Origin of the sequence: Synechococcus sp. GFB01 (assembly GCF_001039265.1) — a bacterium.
Taxonomy (GTDB): Bacteria; Cyanobacteriota; Cyanobacteriia; order PCC-6307; family Cyanobiaceae; genus NIES-981.
In genome coordinates, this window is sequence record NZ_LFEK01000124.1 from 1 (window position 1) to 13,728 (window position 13,728).

The window sequence follows — 13,728 nt, forward strand, 5'->3', positions numbered from 1 at the left end:
CGCAACCCCGCTGCGGCGGTGTAGAAGACGAACAGATAGAAGCCGATCAGGGAGGCGGCCATGCCGGTGCCCGCATCGCCCAGGCCGTAGGCCCAGAGCAACCGCTGGCGAGGGGCCCGGCGCAGCTGAGCGGCATCGCTGATGGCCTCCCGATCGCCCGTTCGCTGCACCAGCCCACCCGTCCGACGCAGGTCATAATGCTGTACGGGGCCGATGAACGGTCGGGCGCAGCCTCCACGGATGGCCACTGGTGCATCCGTACCACTGCGGGCGTAGTTTAGTGGTAAAACCTCAGCCTTCCAAGCTGATGATGCGGGTTCGATTCCCGCCGCCCGCTTCCATTTATCAGCAAGGTTTTTCGGCTTAAGTCCCTTGCTGCGACTGGCTTTCGGCCCGGCTGCCGCCGCCAGCGCCTGATTGCCCTTGCCAGGCTGTGAGGCGAAACATCTCACCAAACGTCTCACAAGCCGGCGTCCCGCGACTGGGAGGTGACGATCAGGNCCGTCGTGTCTCACGCGCTGACCCAAAGGGNCTGCCGCAGGGGCTGGACGGTTCTGAATCACCCCGGTCATGCGCGCCTGAACATCGCTGCTGGCACCGTTGGGGCAAGCGCCGCCAGGTGCTGCTGGCGATCCACTGGGAGTGCGACCAGGTTGACCAGATCCGCGACGCCGTGGTTCAGGTCTACGACGAGTTCCAGCAGGGCATCGAGCCTGATGCCTGCGTTGCCCGGATGCCCCGTGCGGAGGCGCAAGGCGCTGATGGGGAGGCAGTGCTCCGATCGGTATCGAGCCAGGGCGGCCGCGCCAGGCATCGAGGTGGTGGGGCGCTCCACGCTCCCGGGGACTGGGATGCGTTGATCGCAGCGTTTCGGGAACACAAGCTGATCAGTGGTGAGATCAAGCCGTCCACCTGGCACCGGGTTTACCGGCACCACATGAACCACGTGCTTGGAGTCGTGGCTGTGGAGACTCCGCCGCAGAACCCCAAGCAGCTGCTGGAGGCCCTGGCCAGGATCTGGGCGGACAAGCCAGGCGGGCGCACTCGCCAGATCCAGATTCAGTCGACCGCAGCCCTGCTGCGTTGGGCCGTGGCGGAGCGGCGGCTGGGTGGGGACTGGGAGCCGCCGCAAGACCTGACCGTGTTTGTTGGGCGATCGCGTGCAGCGAAAGCCATCACGACGCCGTTGGAGGTGGGGCACATCCTTGCGTTGGTGCCATCCCGGATCCTCGCTGGCGCTTTGGCTTTCAGCTGATGGCAGCCTACGGTTTACGCCCAGAGGAACTCCAGCATCTGCAGATCCGCCAGGGCCGGCTCTGGTGCATGTACGAGAAGGTCGCCTCGCGCGGGAAGACCCGGCCACGGGNGCTTCGCACGCTGCCCTGTGATGACTGGGCGGATGGGTGGCGCCTTGAGGAGCGCTTCCCTGCCCAGGGCTTCCCCCCATGCAGCCTGGCCTTGTTGGCGGCTATGTGGGTCACTACCTGATGAACCGGCCCCTCTGGTAAGAGCTTCGCCGGGAGTATGAGGTGAAGGGGGAGAAGCTGGTTCCCTACTCCTGCCGGCACGGCTACGCCCACCGCGCCCACGTGATCTGCGACCTGCCGCCCAAGGTGGTGGCCGCGGCGATGGGCCACAGCGTGCAGACCCACCTGGCGGCCTACAGCCGCTGGTGCGGCGACGACGTGGTGGATGACGCCTTCGCCAAGGCGGAGAAGCGCCTCGGCCAGGGCCTACCTGCTCAGAACTCGGCGGCGTAATGCCGCACGGCTTGCGAGAACCCGCCCCACCCCTGTTCCTCCAGGGTTGCCAGATACTCCTCGACTGTTTTGGCCGGGTTCTTCAGGCTGGCTCGGTGCTGCCGCATCGCCATGCAGACCCGTTCGGCATCCAGGTTCAGCCGATCCACCAGAAATGAGTCGGGATGNCAGGCGCCAAGGCCTTAGCTCGCCAGGACGTGATCCGGGAAGTCATCCAGGTTGAAGGTGACGATCAGATCGGCACCACACTTGATGGCGGCAGCCAGAACATGGCGGTCATCCGGGTCGGGTAACTCCAGGGCTGGAATCAGGGACTGATAGCCATCGACCAGCGCATCACGCACGTGAGCATTCATCAGCGTGCGGGTCCGCTCCAGCTGCGCTCTGGAGAGAACAGACCGGTTCCGCAGCACGGCCGTCATCCACTCCTTGTGAATCTGGTCACTCCAGCGGGCTCGATAGAGATCCGTGAGCGCCAGGCGCATCAGCAGATCGCGGAGTGGAGCCGGATAGAGAACGCAAGCGTCGTAGACAACCGTGAAGCGATTCACCTCAGTAGCCCATGCCCAGCTCCTGGGCATGGGCCGCCAGCTCATCGAGAGCCGCGGCACGCCGCTGATCGATGGCGTGCTTGTAGGCCATCAGGTCGGCCAGGCGGATGCGCCGATGGGTGCCGACCTTGCGGAAGGGGATCTCACCTTGCTCCAGCCGCTCGATCAGGAAGGGCCGGGACACGTTCAGCAGATCAGCGGCTTGCTGTGTCGTCAGCTCGGCATGCACCGGCACCAGCGTGACGGCATTGCCCAGGGCCATCTGCACCAGGATTCCCTCCACCAAGTCCAGCACGGGGGCCGGGATGGGAACGGATGCGCGCTGGCCGCCTTCCAGCTCAAGGGAAAGGCAGGCTTGACGCAGGCCATGGCTGGCACGAAAGCGAGCAAGGTCGCGCAGGCTTGCTCCTGCGGCCTCAGCTGCCTCGGCTGTGGGAACCACGGGCTCAATGGAGCTGGGGAGCGCGACGGCCATGGGCAACGGGGTGAGAGGCTACTCGCACAGTAATCGAAATAATCGCAGTATCCGCAGCATCTGCAAGAGCGGTGGGCCTGCGTTCCATGGATTGCCGGCCAAGGCCCAGCCAGCGGGATGCGGGGCTGCAGTGATCGCACCAAGATCAAGATCCGCGCCGCGGGCTTCCGCCTAGTGGTCGAGGTGCGGGATCACACGAAGGTGCCGGTCCTTGTCGTGGCGGTGGGCAAGCGGGAGCGCAATGCTGGCTACCGACAGGCTGCCCAGCGCTGAGGCCCTACCCCATGGCCGACTCCATGCACCCTGAGCTGGATCAGCTGCGCCGGGAAAACGCTCGTCTGATTGGCCTGCTGGAGGCTCACGGCATCGCCTGGCGCTCCAGCGAACCCCGCGGTTGGAACCACCCCCGGACTCAGCTCGGCCCGCTGCCAGTGCTCCCGGTTCGGCGGAGCAGAAGGTGGCCCTGTTCCGTCGTTTGTTTCGCGGTCGTGACGACGTCTATGCCCTGCGCTGGCAGAGCCGCAGCAGCGGACGCTCTGGGTATGCACCGGCCTGCGCCAATGAATGGCAACCCAGCGTCTGCGAGAAGCCCAGGATCAGCTGCCGCGACTGCCATCACCGGAAGCTGTTGCCCCTCACTGATGCGGCGATCTACGGCCATCTGGCCGGCGAACACACCCTCGGCCTCTACCCCTTGCTGGTGAACGACACCTGTCATCTGTTGGCGGTGGATTTCGATGAGCAGGACTGGCGCGAGGACGCAAGGGCCTTTCTGCGCTCCTGCCTGGAGTTGGCGGTGCCTGCCGCACTGGAGATCTCCCGTTCCGGGGAGGGCGCCCATGTGTGGGTGTTCTTTGAGGAGGCGGTACCGGCCCGAGAGGCCCGTGAGCTCGGGGCAGCCCTGATCAGTCACACCTGCGCTGCGTCACGTCAATTGCAGCTGAGCTCCTACGACAGGCTCTTTCCCAATCAGGACAGCATGCCCAAGGGGGGCTTCGGCAACCTGATCGCCCTGCCGCTGCAGAAGGAAGCCCGGCAGCGGGGTTGCAGCGTGTTCGTGGATGACGACCTGAAGCCCTATCCCGATCAGTGGGCCTATCTGGCAACCCTGCAGAGGCTGTCGGTGGCAGGGCTGCAGACCTTGATCCAGAGCGCCACGGGCGGTGCCCATCCTCTCGATCTGGCGTTCATCGACGAGGAGGACCTGGCGACCCCATGGAAACCGCATCAGGCGGCTCCAGCGATCAGGGGACCGCTGCCCACCTCACTCACGCTCACCCTGGCTGATCGCCTTTATGTGGAGCGTTCGAGCCTGCCGCAGCCACTGCTCAATCGCCTGATCCGCCTCGCCGCCTTCGCCAACCCCGCCTTCTACAAGGCCCAGGCGATGCGCCTGTCGGTGTGGGACAAACCGCGGGTGATCGGCTGCGCCGAAAACTTCCCCCAGCACATCGCCCTGCCGCGGGCCTGCCTCGAACCCGTGCAGACCCTGCTGCAGGAGCTGGGGATCAACTGGGAGCTGGTGGATGAACGCCAGGACGGCTCACCGATGGAGATGGCGTTCACGGGCCAGCTGCGCGCTGACCAGGAGGCCGCCGTCGAGGCGATGCTGCGCCATGACATCGGAGTGCTGCAGGCACCGACGGCCTNCGGGAAAACGGTGATGGCAGCAGCGATCCTGGCGCGCCGCAGGGTCAACACCCTGGTGCTGGTGCATCGGGCGGAGTTGCTGCGTCAATGGGAGGAGCGGCTCCAAACCTTTCTGGATGTCGCTCCTGAGGCGATCGGTTGCATCGGTGGTGGCAAAGCCAAGCCCACCGGCCAGCTCGACATCGCCGTGATGCAGTCGCTGGTGCGGAAGGGAGAGGTGAACCCTGTGGTGCAGGGCTACGGGCAGGTGATCGTCGACGAGTGCCACCACATCGCCGCCGCCTCCTTTGAAACGATCCTCAGGCAGGTGAAGGCCCGCCACGTGCTGGGCCTGTCGGCCACCCTGGTGCGCCGCGACGNCTTGCAGCCGATCCTGTTCATGCAGTGCGGCCCCATTCGCCACACCGCCCAGCGACCTGCCGGGGCGCCCCAGACCCTGGAACTGGTAAGCCGCACCCATCAGCTCCCAGCACTACCGGCCGATCTGCCGATCCAGGAGCTGATGCGCCGGCTGGCGGAAGATCAGGCCGAACCGCCTGCATCGTGGCCGAGGCCCTCGCCTGCTGGGTTGATGGCCGCAAGCTGCTGCTGCTAAGCGAGCGCACGGACCACATCACAGCGATCGCCGGCGCGCTGGCTGAGCAGGTGCCGAAGCTGTTTCTCCTGCATGGCCGCCTGAGCGCACGCCAGCGCAGCGCCACTCTGGCCGCGCTGGAGCAGCTGCCCCCTGAGGCACCCCGCATCGTGCTGGCCACCGGGCGGCTGGTGGGCGAAGGCTTCGATCACCCTCCGCTCGACACCTTGCTGTTGGCGATGCCCGTGTCCTGGAAGGGCACGCTGCAGCAATACGCCGGCCGCCTGCATCGGCAGCAGGCTGGCAAAACCAGCGTGCGGATCATCGACTGGGTCGATCTCGGCCACCCCGTGCCGCAACGCATGTGGGAGCGGCGGCTGCGGGGCTATCGGGCGATGGGGTATGAGCTGACCTCGACCAAGCAGCCCTTGTCAGACGGCGCCCATGTACGGCCACACCCCGTNACAATAAAAANGCCAGTCCCTGGTATGCCATGTCACCGGTCGAGACCGCGCTCCATGCGGCGATCGAAGCGATCGACGAGCCCCGCTCCGCTCGGATGGACCAGCGCACCAAGCCCTCGGTGAAGGCCAGCATTGAGGCGGCTGCAGACCTGATGGGCGTGGAGGCTTCCGCCTTCGTGGTGATGTCGGCGTATGCACGCGCCCAGGAGCTGCTCAGTGGCAGGCAGCAGACCCTGCTCAGCCAGGGCGATCACCAGGCCCTGCTCGCCGCCCTCGACGACGAGACCACCCCCACGCCCGCCCTGCTGGAAGCCTGGCAGCTGCACCAGGACCAGGTCGTGCACTCCTGATCCGGTGCGGTACCGGATCGAAGCCTTTGACCCTGGCCTGCACGACACCAAGGACTTCCGCTGCGGCAGCGACAGCCAGGACAACTTTCTGCGCCGCACCGCCAAGCGCCAGCAGCGTGATGGCTACACCCGGCTCTACGTCGCCACTGACGCCGCCCAGGCAGGCGAACCTCGGGCCTGCCTGGCTTTTACGCCATCAATGCCCATGCCATTGGCGTGGCTGACGTGCCCCCCGATGCTGCCCCGCGGGCACCGCGATCGAACCTGATTCCAGGCGTTTTTCTCAGCCACCTCGCTGTCGACCGGAGGCACCAGGGCCAGGGGCTGGGTCGCATCCTGCTGGTGGATGCCATGCAGCAGTGCCAACGGGCGGGGCAGATCCTGGGAGTGCGGCTGATGCTGCTCGATGTGGCGGCCGATGCTGGAGAAGCGGAACGCGCCCGCCTCCACCGCTTCTACGCGTCGATGGGGTTCCGGCCCTTGCCAGGACGATCTGAGCGGTTGTTCCTCTCGCTGAATACAACGCCAGCGTATTCATGGGAAGCGAGATTCCCCTTGATAAGCCGTTGAGCCCTTTGTGGGAGGCCTCGCTTGTCCCGCCGCGGTCTCAGTGGCTGGTCGCGAGGCGTGCCTGCCCTGGCCCGATCCCGAGGCTCAGTCGGCTTCCAGGGGGAAACATCTCGCCAAACATCTCACTTGGCGCCTAGTGCTTATTGAGAAGCCAAGCAGCCCAATGAGACTGGGTGATGTGTGGCTCAGCCTCCGGTGGGGAAGAGCGCCTGAATCTGCAGGCGGATGGTCACTGGGCCCAGCAGCTTGTCGCCGAGCACCTCTGGCCGGGCCGCGTTCCAGAAGGCCTGCAGGGAGGCGTTGAAGGGCTGGCTGCCGATGCGGCGGATGATCCTGCCGAATCCGCCCCCGACCGGCACGGTCCAGCCTCTGCCATCCCCGGCGGTCCGGTCGGCCGTGATGATCGGCGAGCTGGCGAGATACCAACCCTTGGGAAGGTTGTAGTTGATGAACGGCTGAATCAGCATGGAATTGACTTCTCGCCCGCCATTTCCAGCGAACGACCAGACGTTGTTGACCAGCATCCCGGCCACCAGCGGCCCCTGTGTATACACAGCAACCGCAGCAGGGTAGGCGCTCCAGCGTTGCGTGCTCAGTCGATCATCGGTTGCCGACGGAAACACAAGGGTGGGGCCGAATCCGAACTGCAGGCGGCCGCGGGTGCGTGGCACCAGAAAAAGGGTGGGATTGATATCGCCGATGCCGATCACATCGCTCCCCCCGGCCAGCGGCCGCTGGATCACCGGCACGATGGTTTGGGTGATCAGGAAAAATCGTCATTCAGCCGAAACGGAATGACCGGCTGCACATTCCAGACGTTCAGGGTGCGGTCGGCGTCGGCGGATGGATCGATCGTCCGGGGAGCCCACTGGCTGGCGTGGCGTTCCACTGGATCGGCAGGCTGATCAGATTGGCAACCGGGTTCTGGGCTTCCTTGGCGAGGGCTTCGGTGTTGCCTCCCCGAGCTTCCTGCTCGAGAACCGGCTGAGAATCGGGGTCGGCTGGGGACGCATCCTGCACAGGCTCGCCAGGGGCACCGGGTTCCAGTTGAAGGCTCCTGTCGCCGGCTGCTGCGCCGGTCTGGCCTCCGCTGTGCCCAGGGCGGTCAGCAGCCAGGCCGCGGCGCCTCCAGGCAGCAGGCCTCGGAGACTGGGCGGCGGGGCCATGGCGGGATCAGGCAGATCGCCGCCTGGTTCCACGAAGGATCCAACCCCGTCGACGGGCCCGTCGACGAGCCCGTCGCAGCGCGTCATGGGAGCCACGCGCACGATTGGCGCAGGCGATCTCAGAGCTCGGCCTGCTCGAGCAGGCGGCGGTTCACCAGCAGCGCCAGACTGTGACTCTCCATGGGCATGCCCTGCGGCATCCAGCGCTGCGGCCTGCTGGGCAGGTCGTCGCCGGGGGGCAGGGCGGTGTCGATCACCAGCAGCCAGCCGGCGGGTGCCACCGGCAGATCGAAGTGGATCGCCTTGCTGTAGGCGTTGAGGCCGCACCAGAGCAGCGGTCCCTCGCGGCTGTCGTTGATGCTCCAGGCCAGGGTGTGCGACCAGGCGGCCCAGTCGGGTTTGCCCAGCTGCACGCCATGCCACTGCCGCCAGCGGTGTGAGGGGTCGGTGCTGCGGCGCTGGGGGACCTCCTCGTAGGGCAGCTCGGGATTGAGCACCGGCAGCAGCAGCCGGCGCAGGTTCAGGAGCCGGCGCAGGTAGAGCCGCAGGGCCAGATCCCCCTCGTCCGGCCGCCAGTGCATCCAGCCGAGCGGGTTGTTCTGGCACCAGGTGTTGTTGTTGCCCCCCTGGCTGCGGCGCACCTCATCGCCCATCAGCAGCATCGGCACCCCGGGCGCCAGCAGCAGGCTGGCCAGCAGGTTGCGCAGCTGGCGCTCCCGCAGGGCGGTGATGGCATGGTCGCTGCTGGGCCCTTCCACGCCGTGATTCCAGCTGTTGTTGTGGTTGTCGCCGTCGCGGTTGTCCTCGCCGTTGGCGAGGTTGTGCTTGCCGTTGAAGCTCACCAGGTCGGCCAGGGTGAAGCCGTCATGGGCGGTGAGGAAGGTGATGCCCTGGCCGGGGTGCACCGGGGTCTGGGTGTAGAGATCGGGGCTGCCGGAGAGCCGCTGGCCGATCGCCCAGCAGGTCTTCTCGTCGCCCTTCCAGAAGCGGCGCAGGTCGTCGCGGAAGCGCCCGTTCCAGGTGGCCACCCGCCGGGCCGGGAAGTCGGCCAGCTTGTAGAGGCCGCCGCAGTCCCAGGGTTCGCTGATCAGCTTCAGGTCGGCGAGGTCGGGGTCGGCCTCCATGTCCTCGAAGAGGGGCGGCTGCTCGAGCGGGGCCAGGTTGTCGCCGCGGCTGAGGGCGATGCCCAGGTCGAAGCGGAAGCCGTCCACGCCGAGTTCGGTGGCCCAGCAGCGCAGCGACTCCAGGATCAGGCGGCGCACCAGGGGGCGGTTGGCGGCGATCGTGTTGCCGCAGCCGCTCACATCCTGGTAGTCGCCCCTGGCGCTCTGCTGGTAGTAGAGGCGATCGCAGAAGCCGCGCCAGCTCAGGGTGGGACCGGCCTGATTGCCCTCGGTGGTGTGGTTGTAGACCACATCGAGCAGCACCTCGATGCCGGCCCGGTGGCAGGCGCTCACCAGTTGGCGCACCTGGTCGCGGCCGCTCAGGGGGTCGTCGCCGAGCAGGTAGTCGGGGTGCGGGGCCATCCAGCTCAGCGGGCTGTAGCCCCAGTGGTTGATGCGTCCGGGAGGGGCATCGGCCGGATCGAAGGCCATCACCGGCAGCAGCTCGATCGCGGTGATGCCTAGCTCCTGCAGATAGGGGATGGTGTCGATCAGTCCCAGCAGCCGGCCCTGCCGTTCGGCCGGCACGGGACAGCCCGGTCCCTGGGTGAAGCCGCCCACGTGCAGTTCGTAGATCACGCTGCGCTGCCAGCTGTGGCGCGGCCTGGGTGCCGCTTCGAANTCGAAGCGGTCCCGCTCGGTCACCACGCCCTTGAGGCAGCAGGCCGTGTTGGGTACCGAGCCCACGGCGGCACCGCGCCGGTAGCTCCGCCAGCCGGCGATCGCCCGCGCGCAGGGATCCAGCAGCACCTTGGAGGGGTTGAAGCTGTGGCCGCCCGGTTGCAGCGGACCGAACACCCGGTAGCCGTAGCAGCAGCCGATCCCGACCCCTTCCACCTCCACATGCCAGTGGTCGGCGGAGCGATGGCGCAGATCCAGCCCGATCACCTGCCGGGGTTCGGTGGCGTCGCCGTCGTCGAACAGCAGCAGCTCCAGCCGGGTCGCCAGTGGCGCCACCACCGAGAAGTTCACGCCCCGGCCGGTGAGGCTGGCGCCCAGGGGCCAGGGCCGGCCGAGGTGCACGCGTGCTGGTGGGCTCGACAACGCTCAGCAGGCAACGGGCCCAACCTAGGCAGGCTGTCTCCGCCGGGACACGGCCGGGATGGTTGGATCGGTGCATGGCGCTCCAGGCTTCCCCACCGGATCCGGGTCGACCGCCGCGGCGGATCCGGCCGGGCCTGTGGCTGTTCGCCCCCAGCCGCGACAGCCAGGGGGGCAGCAGCTGGCTGCTGGAGGGGGAGGGGGAGCAGCCGGCCCTGCTGATCGATTGCCCGGCCCTCACCCAGGACAATCTCACCAGCCTGCAGCGGTTCGGCTCCAACGGCGCGATCGTGCTCACCAGCCGGGAGGGGCATGGTCGCTGCCGCCGTTTCCAGGAGCAGCTGGGCTGGCCGGTGTGGGTGCAGGAGCAGGAGGCCTACCTGCTGCCTGGCGTGGAGCGCCTGCAGACCTGGAGTGAGGAGATGGCCATCGGCGATGGCCGGCTGCTGTGGACGCCCGGCCCCACACCGGGGGCTGCGGTGCTGGCGATCCTTCGCCACGGCCTCGATCTGCTCTTCTGCGGTCGTCTGCTGCTCCCCACCGCACCGGGCCGGCTGGCGCCCCTGCGCACGGCGCGCACGTTTCACTGGCCGCGGCAGCTTCGCAGTGTGGAGCGGCTGCGGCGCTGGCTGCCGGCCGGCTCGCCGGCCTGGATCGCCTGCGGCGGGGGGCTTGGCGCCCTGCGCGGCGAGGTGCTGGTGCCCCACGGAGCCGCCCTTCTGGCGGCGCTGGAGCTGACGCCTTGAGCCCGGCGAGGGCGGCCCGCGGCCTCGCCGGGCTGCCCCTCGATCGGCAGAACCGTTGCCGTGCCGGGTTTTCCGGTTGCAGTCGCGATGCGCCCCCCATACCATTGGCGCGCTGACCGCTGGCTGGTCGGGTCCTTCGACACGAGCCAGCATTCCCCGCTCACCCGTTCAGTCCCCGACCGCAGCCAGCCAGGCTCACCAACCCCATGAACAAAGCTGATCTCGTCAACCACGTTGCCGCCCGCACCGAGCAGACCAAGACCGACGTGGCCCAGGTGGTCGATGCCCTGATCGACACCATCATCGACTCGGTGGTGGAAGGCAAGAAGGTCTCGATCCTCGGCTTCGGCTCCTTCGAGCCCCGCGAGCGCTCCCCACGCCAGGGTCTCAATCCCAAGACCGGCCAGAAGATCGAGATTCCGGCCAAGCGGGTGCCCGCCTTCACCGCCGGCAAGCTGTTCAAGGACCGCGTGCAGGGCTGAGCGGGGGGCGCCCGGCTGCGCCTCTGCCCGCCTGCCGAGCGGCCCCGCCGGGGCCGCTTTTTCGTGGCGGCTCCGCTGCCCTGCCCGCCGGTTTGGATGGGTGGAGCGATGCCGCCGCCTTGACCGTCGCCCTGCCGGCCCACATCCAGTCCCTGATCGAGACCGGTCAGCGGCGCCGGCGGGAGGGCTATCGCGGGCGCTTCGCGCCCTCGCCCACCGGTGCCCTGCACCGGGGCAACCTGCGCACCGCGCTGCTCAGCTGGCTGGAGGCCCGCCTCAGCGGCGGCGCGTGGCTGCTCCGCCACGACGACCTCGACACGCCGCGCAACCGGCCGGGCGCCATCGAGGCGATCGAAGCCGACCTGCTCTGGCTTGGGCTGCACTGGGATGGCCCGGCCCTGCGGCAGAGCCGGCGCCGGGGCCTCTATGGCTCCGTGCTCTCGGCGCTGCGCCGTGCGGGCCTGCTCTATCCGTGCCGCTGCAGTCGCCGTCTGCTGGCGGATGTCTCCGCCCCGCATGGGCGCTGGCCGGTGTATCCGGGCTGGTGCCGCCAGCGAGCGCCGGTCTGGGGTCCGGAGCAGGGCAGGCTGCCGAGCTGGCGCCTGCGTCTGCCGCCGGGCCCGCTGGGCTGGCAGGAGCGCTACGGGCCCCCCGGCCGCTGCGATGCGGCCACCGACGTGGGGGATGTGGTGCTGCGCCGCGCCGATGGCTTTCTGGCCTATCACCTGGCCACGGCGGTGGATGAACTCACCCTGGGGATCAGCGATGTGCTGCGCGGGGCGGATCTCTGGCCGGCCACGGCGGCCCAGGTGGGGGTGATGGCGGCGCTCGGTTTTGCGCCGCCGCGCTACGGCCATGTGCCGCTGTGGTGCGACGAGGCCGGTCGCCGACTCAGCAAACGCAGCGCCGATGAGGGGCTCGAGGGCCTGCGGGCCCGGGGTCTCGACGCCCCGGGGGTGATCGGTGCGCTGGCGGCCAGCGCCGGTCTGGTCGCCGCCGGAGCGCGGATCAGTGCGGCCGAGCTGTGTGAGGAGCTCACGCTGGAGCGCTTCCAGCAGTTACTGCGCCGCGCCGCGCTCGCCGCCAAGACTTAAGGAAGAGTTCGGGATCGCCGGCTCTCACCGGCGCGACACTGAAGCTCAGCAATCACCTGCACCGGCAGGTCGTCGGAATGACGGTTCATCCTGCCCCTGACCACGCCGATCCCAAGGCCGATCCCATCGACGCCTCCCCCTGCCCGCACTGCGGCGGTAGCGGCTTGCTGCGGTTGGACAGTCAGCGCTTCCGAACCTGCCTGCCCTGCCTCGGCCAGGGACGGATCGCGCCCCTGGGCGCGGCCATCACCACCGCTGAGCTGGGCAGGCTGCGGGCTGCAGCGCGGCTCAGCGCAGCTGCTTCCGTTGCTGCTGCCTGATGAAGAACGCCGCGGTGGCGACCACCACCAGCAGGGGCGCCGCCGTGAGCAGGAGCAGGATGACCGCGGTCCAGTCGGTGTACATCGCTTCAGACCAGATGCTGCGCGCATCATCTCAGGCGCGCCCTCCGGACCGCGCGGGCCGGCTCGGGGCCCGGATCCACAGCCCGCCGCCGATTGCCGCCCTGGTGGCGCTGCTGCCGCTGGCCCTCGCCGTGCCCGCGTCTCGGGCCGATGTGGTGTTCGAGAACTGCCAGCGCCTGGCCGATGGCGGCCTCACCTGCGACACCAGGCCCACCGGCAACACCCTGCTGGATGCGGAGGCAGCGCGCTACGGGCTCCTCCAGCAGGCCAGCCCGGGCTGGAATGAGTTCGAGCCCTTTGCCGGCGACGACGAGATGTTCGGCGGCAACGAGACCTGATCCAGCCGCCCTGATCCAGGCGCAAGACCTAGGCGTTCAGCAGGGCCGCCACATGGGCGGCGCAGCTCTCGCCCAGGGCGGCGAGGTTGTAGCCCCCCTCCAGCACCGACACCAGCCGCCCGCCGGCGTGCTCGCGGGCAACGGCCAGGCAGAGATCGGTGAGCCGGCCGAAGTCGGCGGCCTCGAGGCGGAAATGGCCGAGCGGATCGCTGCGGTGGCCGTCGAACCCGGCCGACACCAGAACCAGCTGGGGGCGGAAGCGCCGCGCGGCCGGCAGCAGCGCAGCCTCCAGCGCCGCAGCACGGCGGCGCCATCGCTGCCGGCGGGCAGGGGCAGTTCACGGTGGTGCCGGCTCCGGCCCCCTCGCCCCGTTCGCTGGCGGCGCCGCTGCCCGGGTAGTTGCCCCACTCGTGCACGCTCAGATAGAGCACGCTGGGATCGCGCCAGAAGATCGCCTGGGTGCCGTTGCCGTGGTGCACGTCCCAGTCGACGATCAGCACCCGCTCGAGCCCCCAGGCCGCCTGGGCGTGGCGCGCCGCCAGGGCGGCGTTGTTGAAGAGGCAGAAGCCCATGCCCCGCTCCGCCTCGGCGTGGTGGCCGGGTGGCCGCAGGGCCGCGAAGGCCCGCTGCACCGTGCCGCCCAGCACCGCATCCACGGCGGCCAGGGCGCCGCCGGCGGCCAGCCGCGCCACCGTTTCCGAGTGAGTGCCGATGGCCGTGTCGCCGGTGCTGAGTTCGGGCCGGCCCGCGGCCACATCGCGCCGCACGGTGCGCAGGTAGGCCTGGCTGTGGCAGCGCAGCAGCTCCGCGTCGCCGATCGGGCGGGCGGCGATCGGCTCGCAACGGCTGCTCAGGCCGCTGCCGGCCAGGGCGGTCTCGATCGCCGCCAGGCGCCGGGCT

19 protein-coding genes, 1 tRNA gene and 1 pseudogene are annotated in these 13,728 nt (G+C 68.7%); 12 read left to right on the forward strand and 9 right to left on the reverse strand.

Translation table 11 applies throughout. The features are described from left to right. The first annotated feature begins 266 nt into the window (after positions 1 to 266). The 3 genes from SYNGFB01_RS12120 to SYNGFB01_RS12710 all read left to right on the forward strand — a co-directional run bounded on the left by SYNGFB01_RS12120 (position 267) and on the right by SYNGFB01_RS12710 (position 1,760). A tRNA-Gly gene (locus SYNGFB01_RS12120) sits at positions 267 to 337 on the forward strand. 282 nt (positions 338 to 619) lie between these two features. Beyond that, positions 620 to 1,255 (forward strand): hypothetical protein, encoded by a 636-nt coding sequence (locus tag SYNGFB01_RS12700; protein ID WP_053068487.1) that lies wholly within the window; start codon positions 620 to 622, stop codon positions 1,253 to 1,255. A gap of 274 nt (positions 1,256 to 1,529) precedes the next feature. Next, on the forward strand, positions 1,530 to 1,760 hold the full coding sequence (locus SYNGFB01_RS12710; RefSeq protein ID WP_053068489.1) for a hypothetical protein: 231 nt from the start codon (positions 1,530 to 1,532) through the stop codon (positions 1,758 to 1,760). Here the strand turns inward: SYNGFB01_RS12710 and SYNGFB01_RS15795 are convergent. The 3 genes from SYNGFB01_RS15795 to SYNGFB01_RS15805 form a co-directional block, all read right to left on the reverse strand. Continuing rightward, a complete protein-coding gene (locus SYNGFB01_RS15795) occupies positions 1,742 to 1,909 on the reverse strand; it encodes a hypothetical protein (RefSeq protein WP_235300166.1) in 168 nt (55 codons plus the stop codon). The two genes, SYNGFB01_RS12710 and SYNGFB01_RS15795, sit on opposite strands and share 19 nt — an antisense overlap. A 33-nt stretch (positions 1,910 to 1,942) precedes the next feature. Further along, positions 1,943 to 2,311 (reverse strand): PIN domain-containing protein, encoded by a 369-nt coding sequence (locus SYNGFB01_RS15800; protein WP_235300167.1) that lies wholly within the window; start codon positions 2,309 to 2,311, stop codon positions 1,943 to 1,945. Between the two features lies 1 nt (position 2,312). Next, positions 2,313 to 2,606 (reverse strand): helix-turn-helix domain-containing protein, encoded by a 294-nt coding sequence (locus SYNGFB01_RS15805; protein WP_235300168.1) that lies wholly within the window; start codon positions 2,604 to 2,606, stop codon positions 2,313 to 2,315. Between the two features lie 297 nt (positions 2,607 to 2,903). Between SYNGFB01_RS15805 and SYNGFB01_RS12145 the strand changes: the two genes are divergently transcribed. Together SYNGFB01_RS12145 and SYNGFB01_RS12150 are read left to right on the forward strand one after the other, a co-directional pair. Further along, positions 2,904 to 3,059 carry a hypothetical protein gene (locus tag SYNGFB01_RS12145; RefSeq protein WP_200900114.1) on the forward strand — a complete coding sequence of 52 codons (156 nt, stop codon included), beginning with the start codon at positions 2,904 to 2,906 and terminating at the stop codon, positions 3,057 to 3,059. 184 nt (positions 3,060 to 3,243) lie between these two features. Further along, positions 3,244 to 5,031: a DEAD/DEAH box helicase family protein gene (locus tag SYNGFB01_RS12150; RefSeq protein WP_235300169.1), complete on the forward strand. Its 1,788-nt coding sequence runs from the start codon at positions 3,244 to 3,246 to the stop codon at positions 5,029 to 5,031. Here the strand turns inward: SYNGFB01_RS12150 and SYNGFB01_RS15025 are convergent. Then, positions 5,028 to 5,357: a hypothetical protein gene (locus SYNGFB01_RS15025; RefSeq protein WP_072061637.1), complete on the reverse strand. Its 330-nt coding sequence runs from the start codon at positions 5,355 to 5,357 to the stop codon at positions 5,028 to 5,030. The genes SYNGFB01_RS12150 and SYNGFB01_RS15025 overlap by 4 nt on opposite strands. A 146-nt stretch (positions 5,358 to 5,503) precedes the next feature. On the opposite strand from SYNGFB01_RS15025, the gene SYNGFB01_RS12160 reads away from it, so the two are divergent. The 3 genes from SYNGFB01_RS12160 to SYNGFB01_RS16575 are packed head-to-tail and all read left to right on the forward strand — an operon-like array spanning position 5,504 to position 6,394. Beyond that, positions 5,504 to 5,824: a DUF1778 domain-containing protein gene (locus tag SYNGFB01_RS12160; protein WP_048018251.1), complete on the forward strand. Its 321-nt coding sequence runs from the start codon at positions 5,504 to 5,506 to the stop codon at positions 5,822 to 5,824. A 4-nt stretch (positions 5,825 to 5,828) separates the two neighbouring features. After that, the gene (locus SYNGFB01_RS14460) at positions 5,829 to 6,092 is read left to right on the forward strand and encodes a hypothetical protein (RefSeq protein ID WP_152669655.1); all 264 of its coding nucleotides are present in this window, start codon (positions 5,829 to 5,831) and stop codon (positions 6,090 to 6,092) included. Further along, positions 6,050 to 6,394, forward strand: coding sequence for a GNAT family N-acetyltransferase (locus SYNGFB01_RS16575; RefSeq protein ID WP_161795902.1), 345 nt, complete (start codon positions 6,050 to 6,052; stop codon positions 6,392 to 6,394). The genes SYNGFB01_RS14460 and SYNGFB01_RS16575 overlap by 43 nt, the downstream gene beginning before the upstream one ends. A 185-nt stretch (positions 6,395 to 6,579) precedes the next feature. Here SYNGFB01_RS16575 and SYNGFB01_RS12715 read toward each other — a convergent pair whose 3' ends face one another. From SYNGFB01_RS12715 to SYNGFB01_RS12175, 3 genes are all read right to left on the reverse strand, one after another. Continuing rightward, on the reverse strand, positions 6,580 to 7,104 hold the full coding sequence (locus tag SYNGFB01_RS12715; RefSeq protein WP_152669656.1) for a hypothetical protein: 525 nt from the start codon (positions 7,102 to 7,104) through the stop codon (positions 6,580 to 6,582). Between the two features lie 53 nt (positions 7,105 to 7,157). Next, a complete protein-coding gene (locus SYNGFB01_RS15990) occupies positions 7,158 to 7,283 on the reverse strand; it encodes a hypothetical protein (protein ID WP_255347559.1) in 126 nt (41 codons plus the stop codon). A gap of 396 nt (positions 7,284 to 7,679) precedes the next feature. Next, positions 7,680 to 9,746, reverse strand: coding sequence for a glycogen-debranching protein (locus SYNGFB01_RS12175; protein ID WP_082326037.1), 2,067 nt, complete (start codon positions 9,744 to 9,746; stop codon positions 7,680 to 7,682). Between the two features lie 95 nt (positions 9,747 to 9,841). On the opposite strand from SYNGFB01_RS12175, the gene SYNGFB01_RS12180 reads away from it, so the two are divergent. The 4 genes from SYNGFB01_RS12180 to SYNGFB01_RS12195 all read left to right on the forward strand — a co-directional run bounded on the left by SYNGFB01_RS12180 (position 9,842) and on the right by SYNGFB01_RS12195 (position 12,828). Next, positions 9,842 to 10,510, forward strand: coding sequence for an MBL fold metallo-hydrolase (locus tag SYNGFB01_RS12180; protein ID WP_048018254.1), 669 nt, complete (start codon positions 9,842 to 9,844; stop codon positions 10,508 to 10,510). A 206-nt stretch (positions 10,511 to 10,716) separates the two neighbouring features. Next, positions 10,717 to 10,992 (forward strand): HU family DNA-binding protein, encoded by a 276-nt coding sequence (locus tag SYNGFB01_RS12185; protein WP_048018255.1) that lies wholly within the window; start codon positions 10,717 to 10,719, stop codon positions 10,990 to 10,992. Between the two features lie 119 nt (positions 10,993 to 11,111). Then, positions 11,112 to 12,086, forward strand: a complete 975-nt coding sequence (gene gluQRS / locus SYNGFB01_RS12190) for a tRNA glutamyl-Q(34) synthetase GluQRS (RefSeq protein WP_048018256.1) — start codon at positions 11,112 to 11,114, stop codon at positions 12,084 to 12,086. Between the two features lie 397 nt (positions 12,087 to 12,483). Further along, entirely contained in the window at positions 12,484 to 12,828 is a 345-nt protein-coding gene (locus SYNGFB01_RS12195; protein ID WP_235300170.1) for a lactate dehydrogenase, read from the forward strand. 28 nt (positions 12,829 to 12,856) lie between these two features. Here the strand turns inward: SYNGFB01_RS12195 and SYNGFB01_RS15995 are convergent, their stop codons facing one another. Beyond that, positions 12,857 to 13,066 (reverse strand): hypothetical protein, encoded by a 210-nt coding sequence (locus tag SYNGFB01_RS15995; RefSeq protein ID WP_369795562.1) that lies wholly within the window; start codon positions 13,064 to 13,066, stop codon positions 12,857 to 12,859. 139 nt (positions 13,067 to 13,205) lie between these two features. After that, positions 13,206 to 13,718 (reverse strand): annotated as a pseudogene (locus SYNGFB01_RS16580) (histone deacetylase); the annotation flags it as partial. Positions 13,719 to 13,728 lie beyond the last annotated feature (10 nt).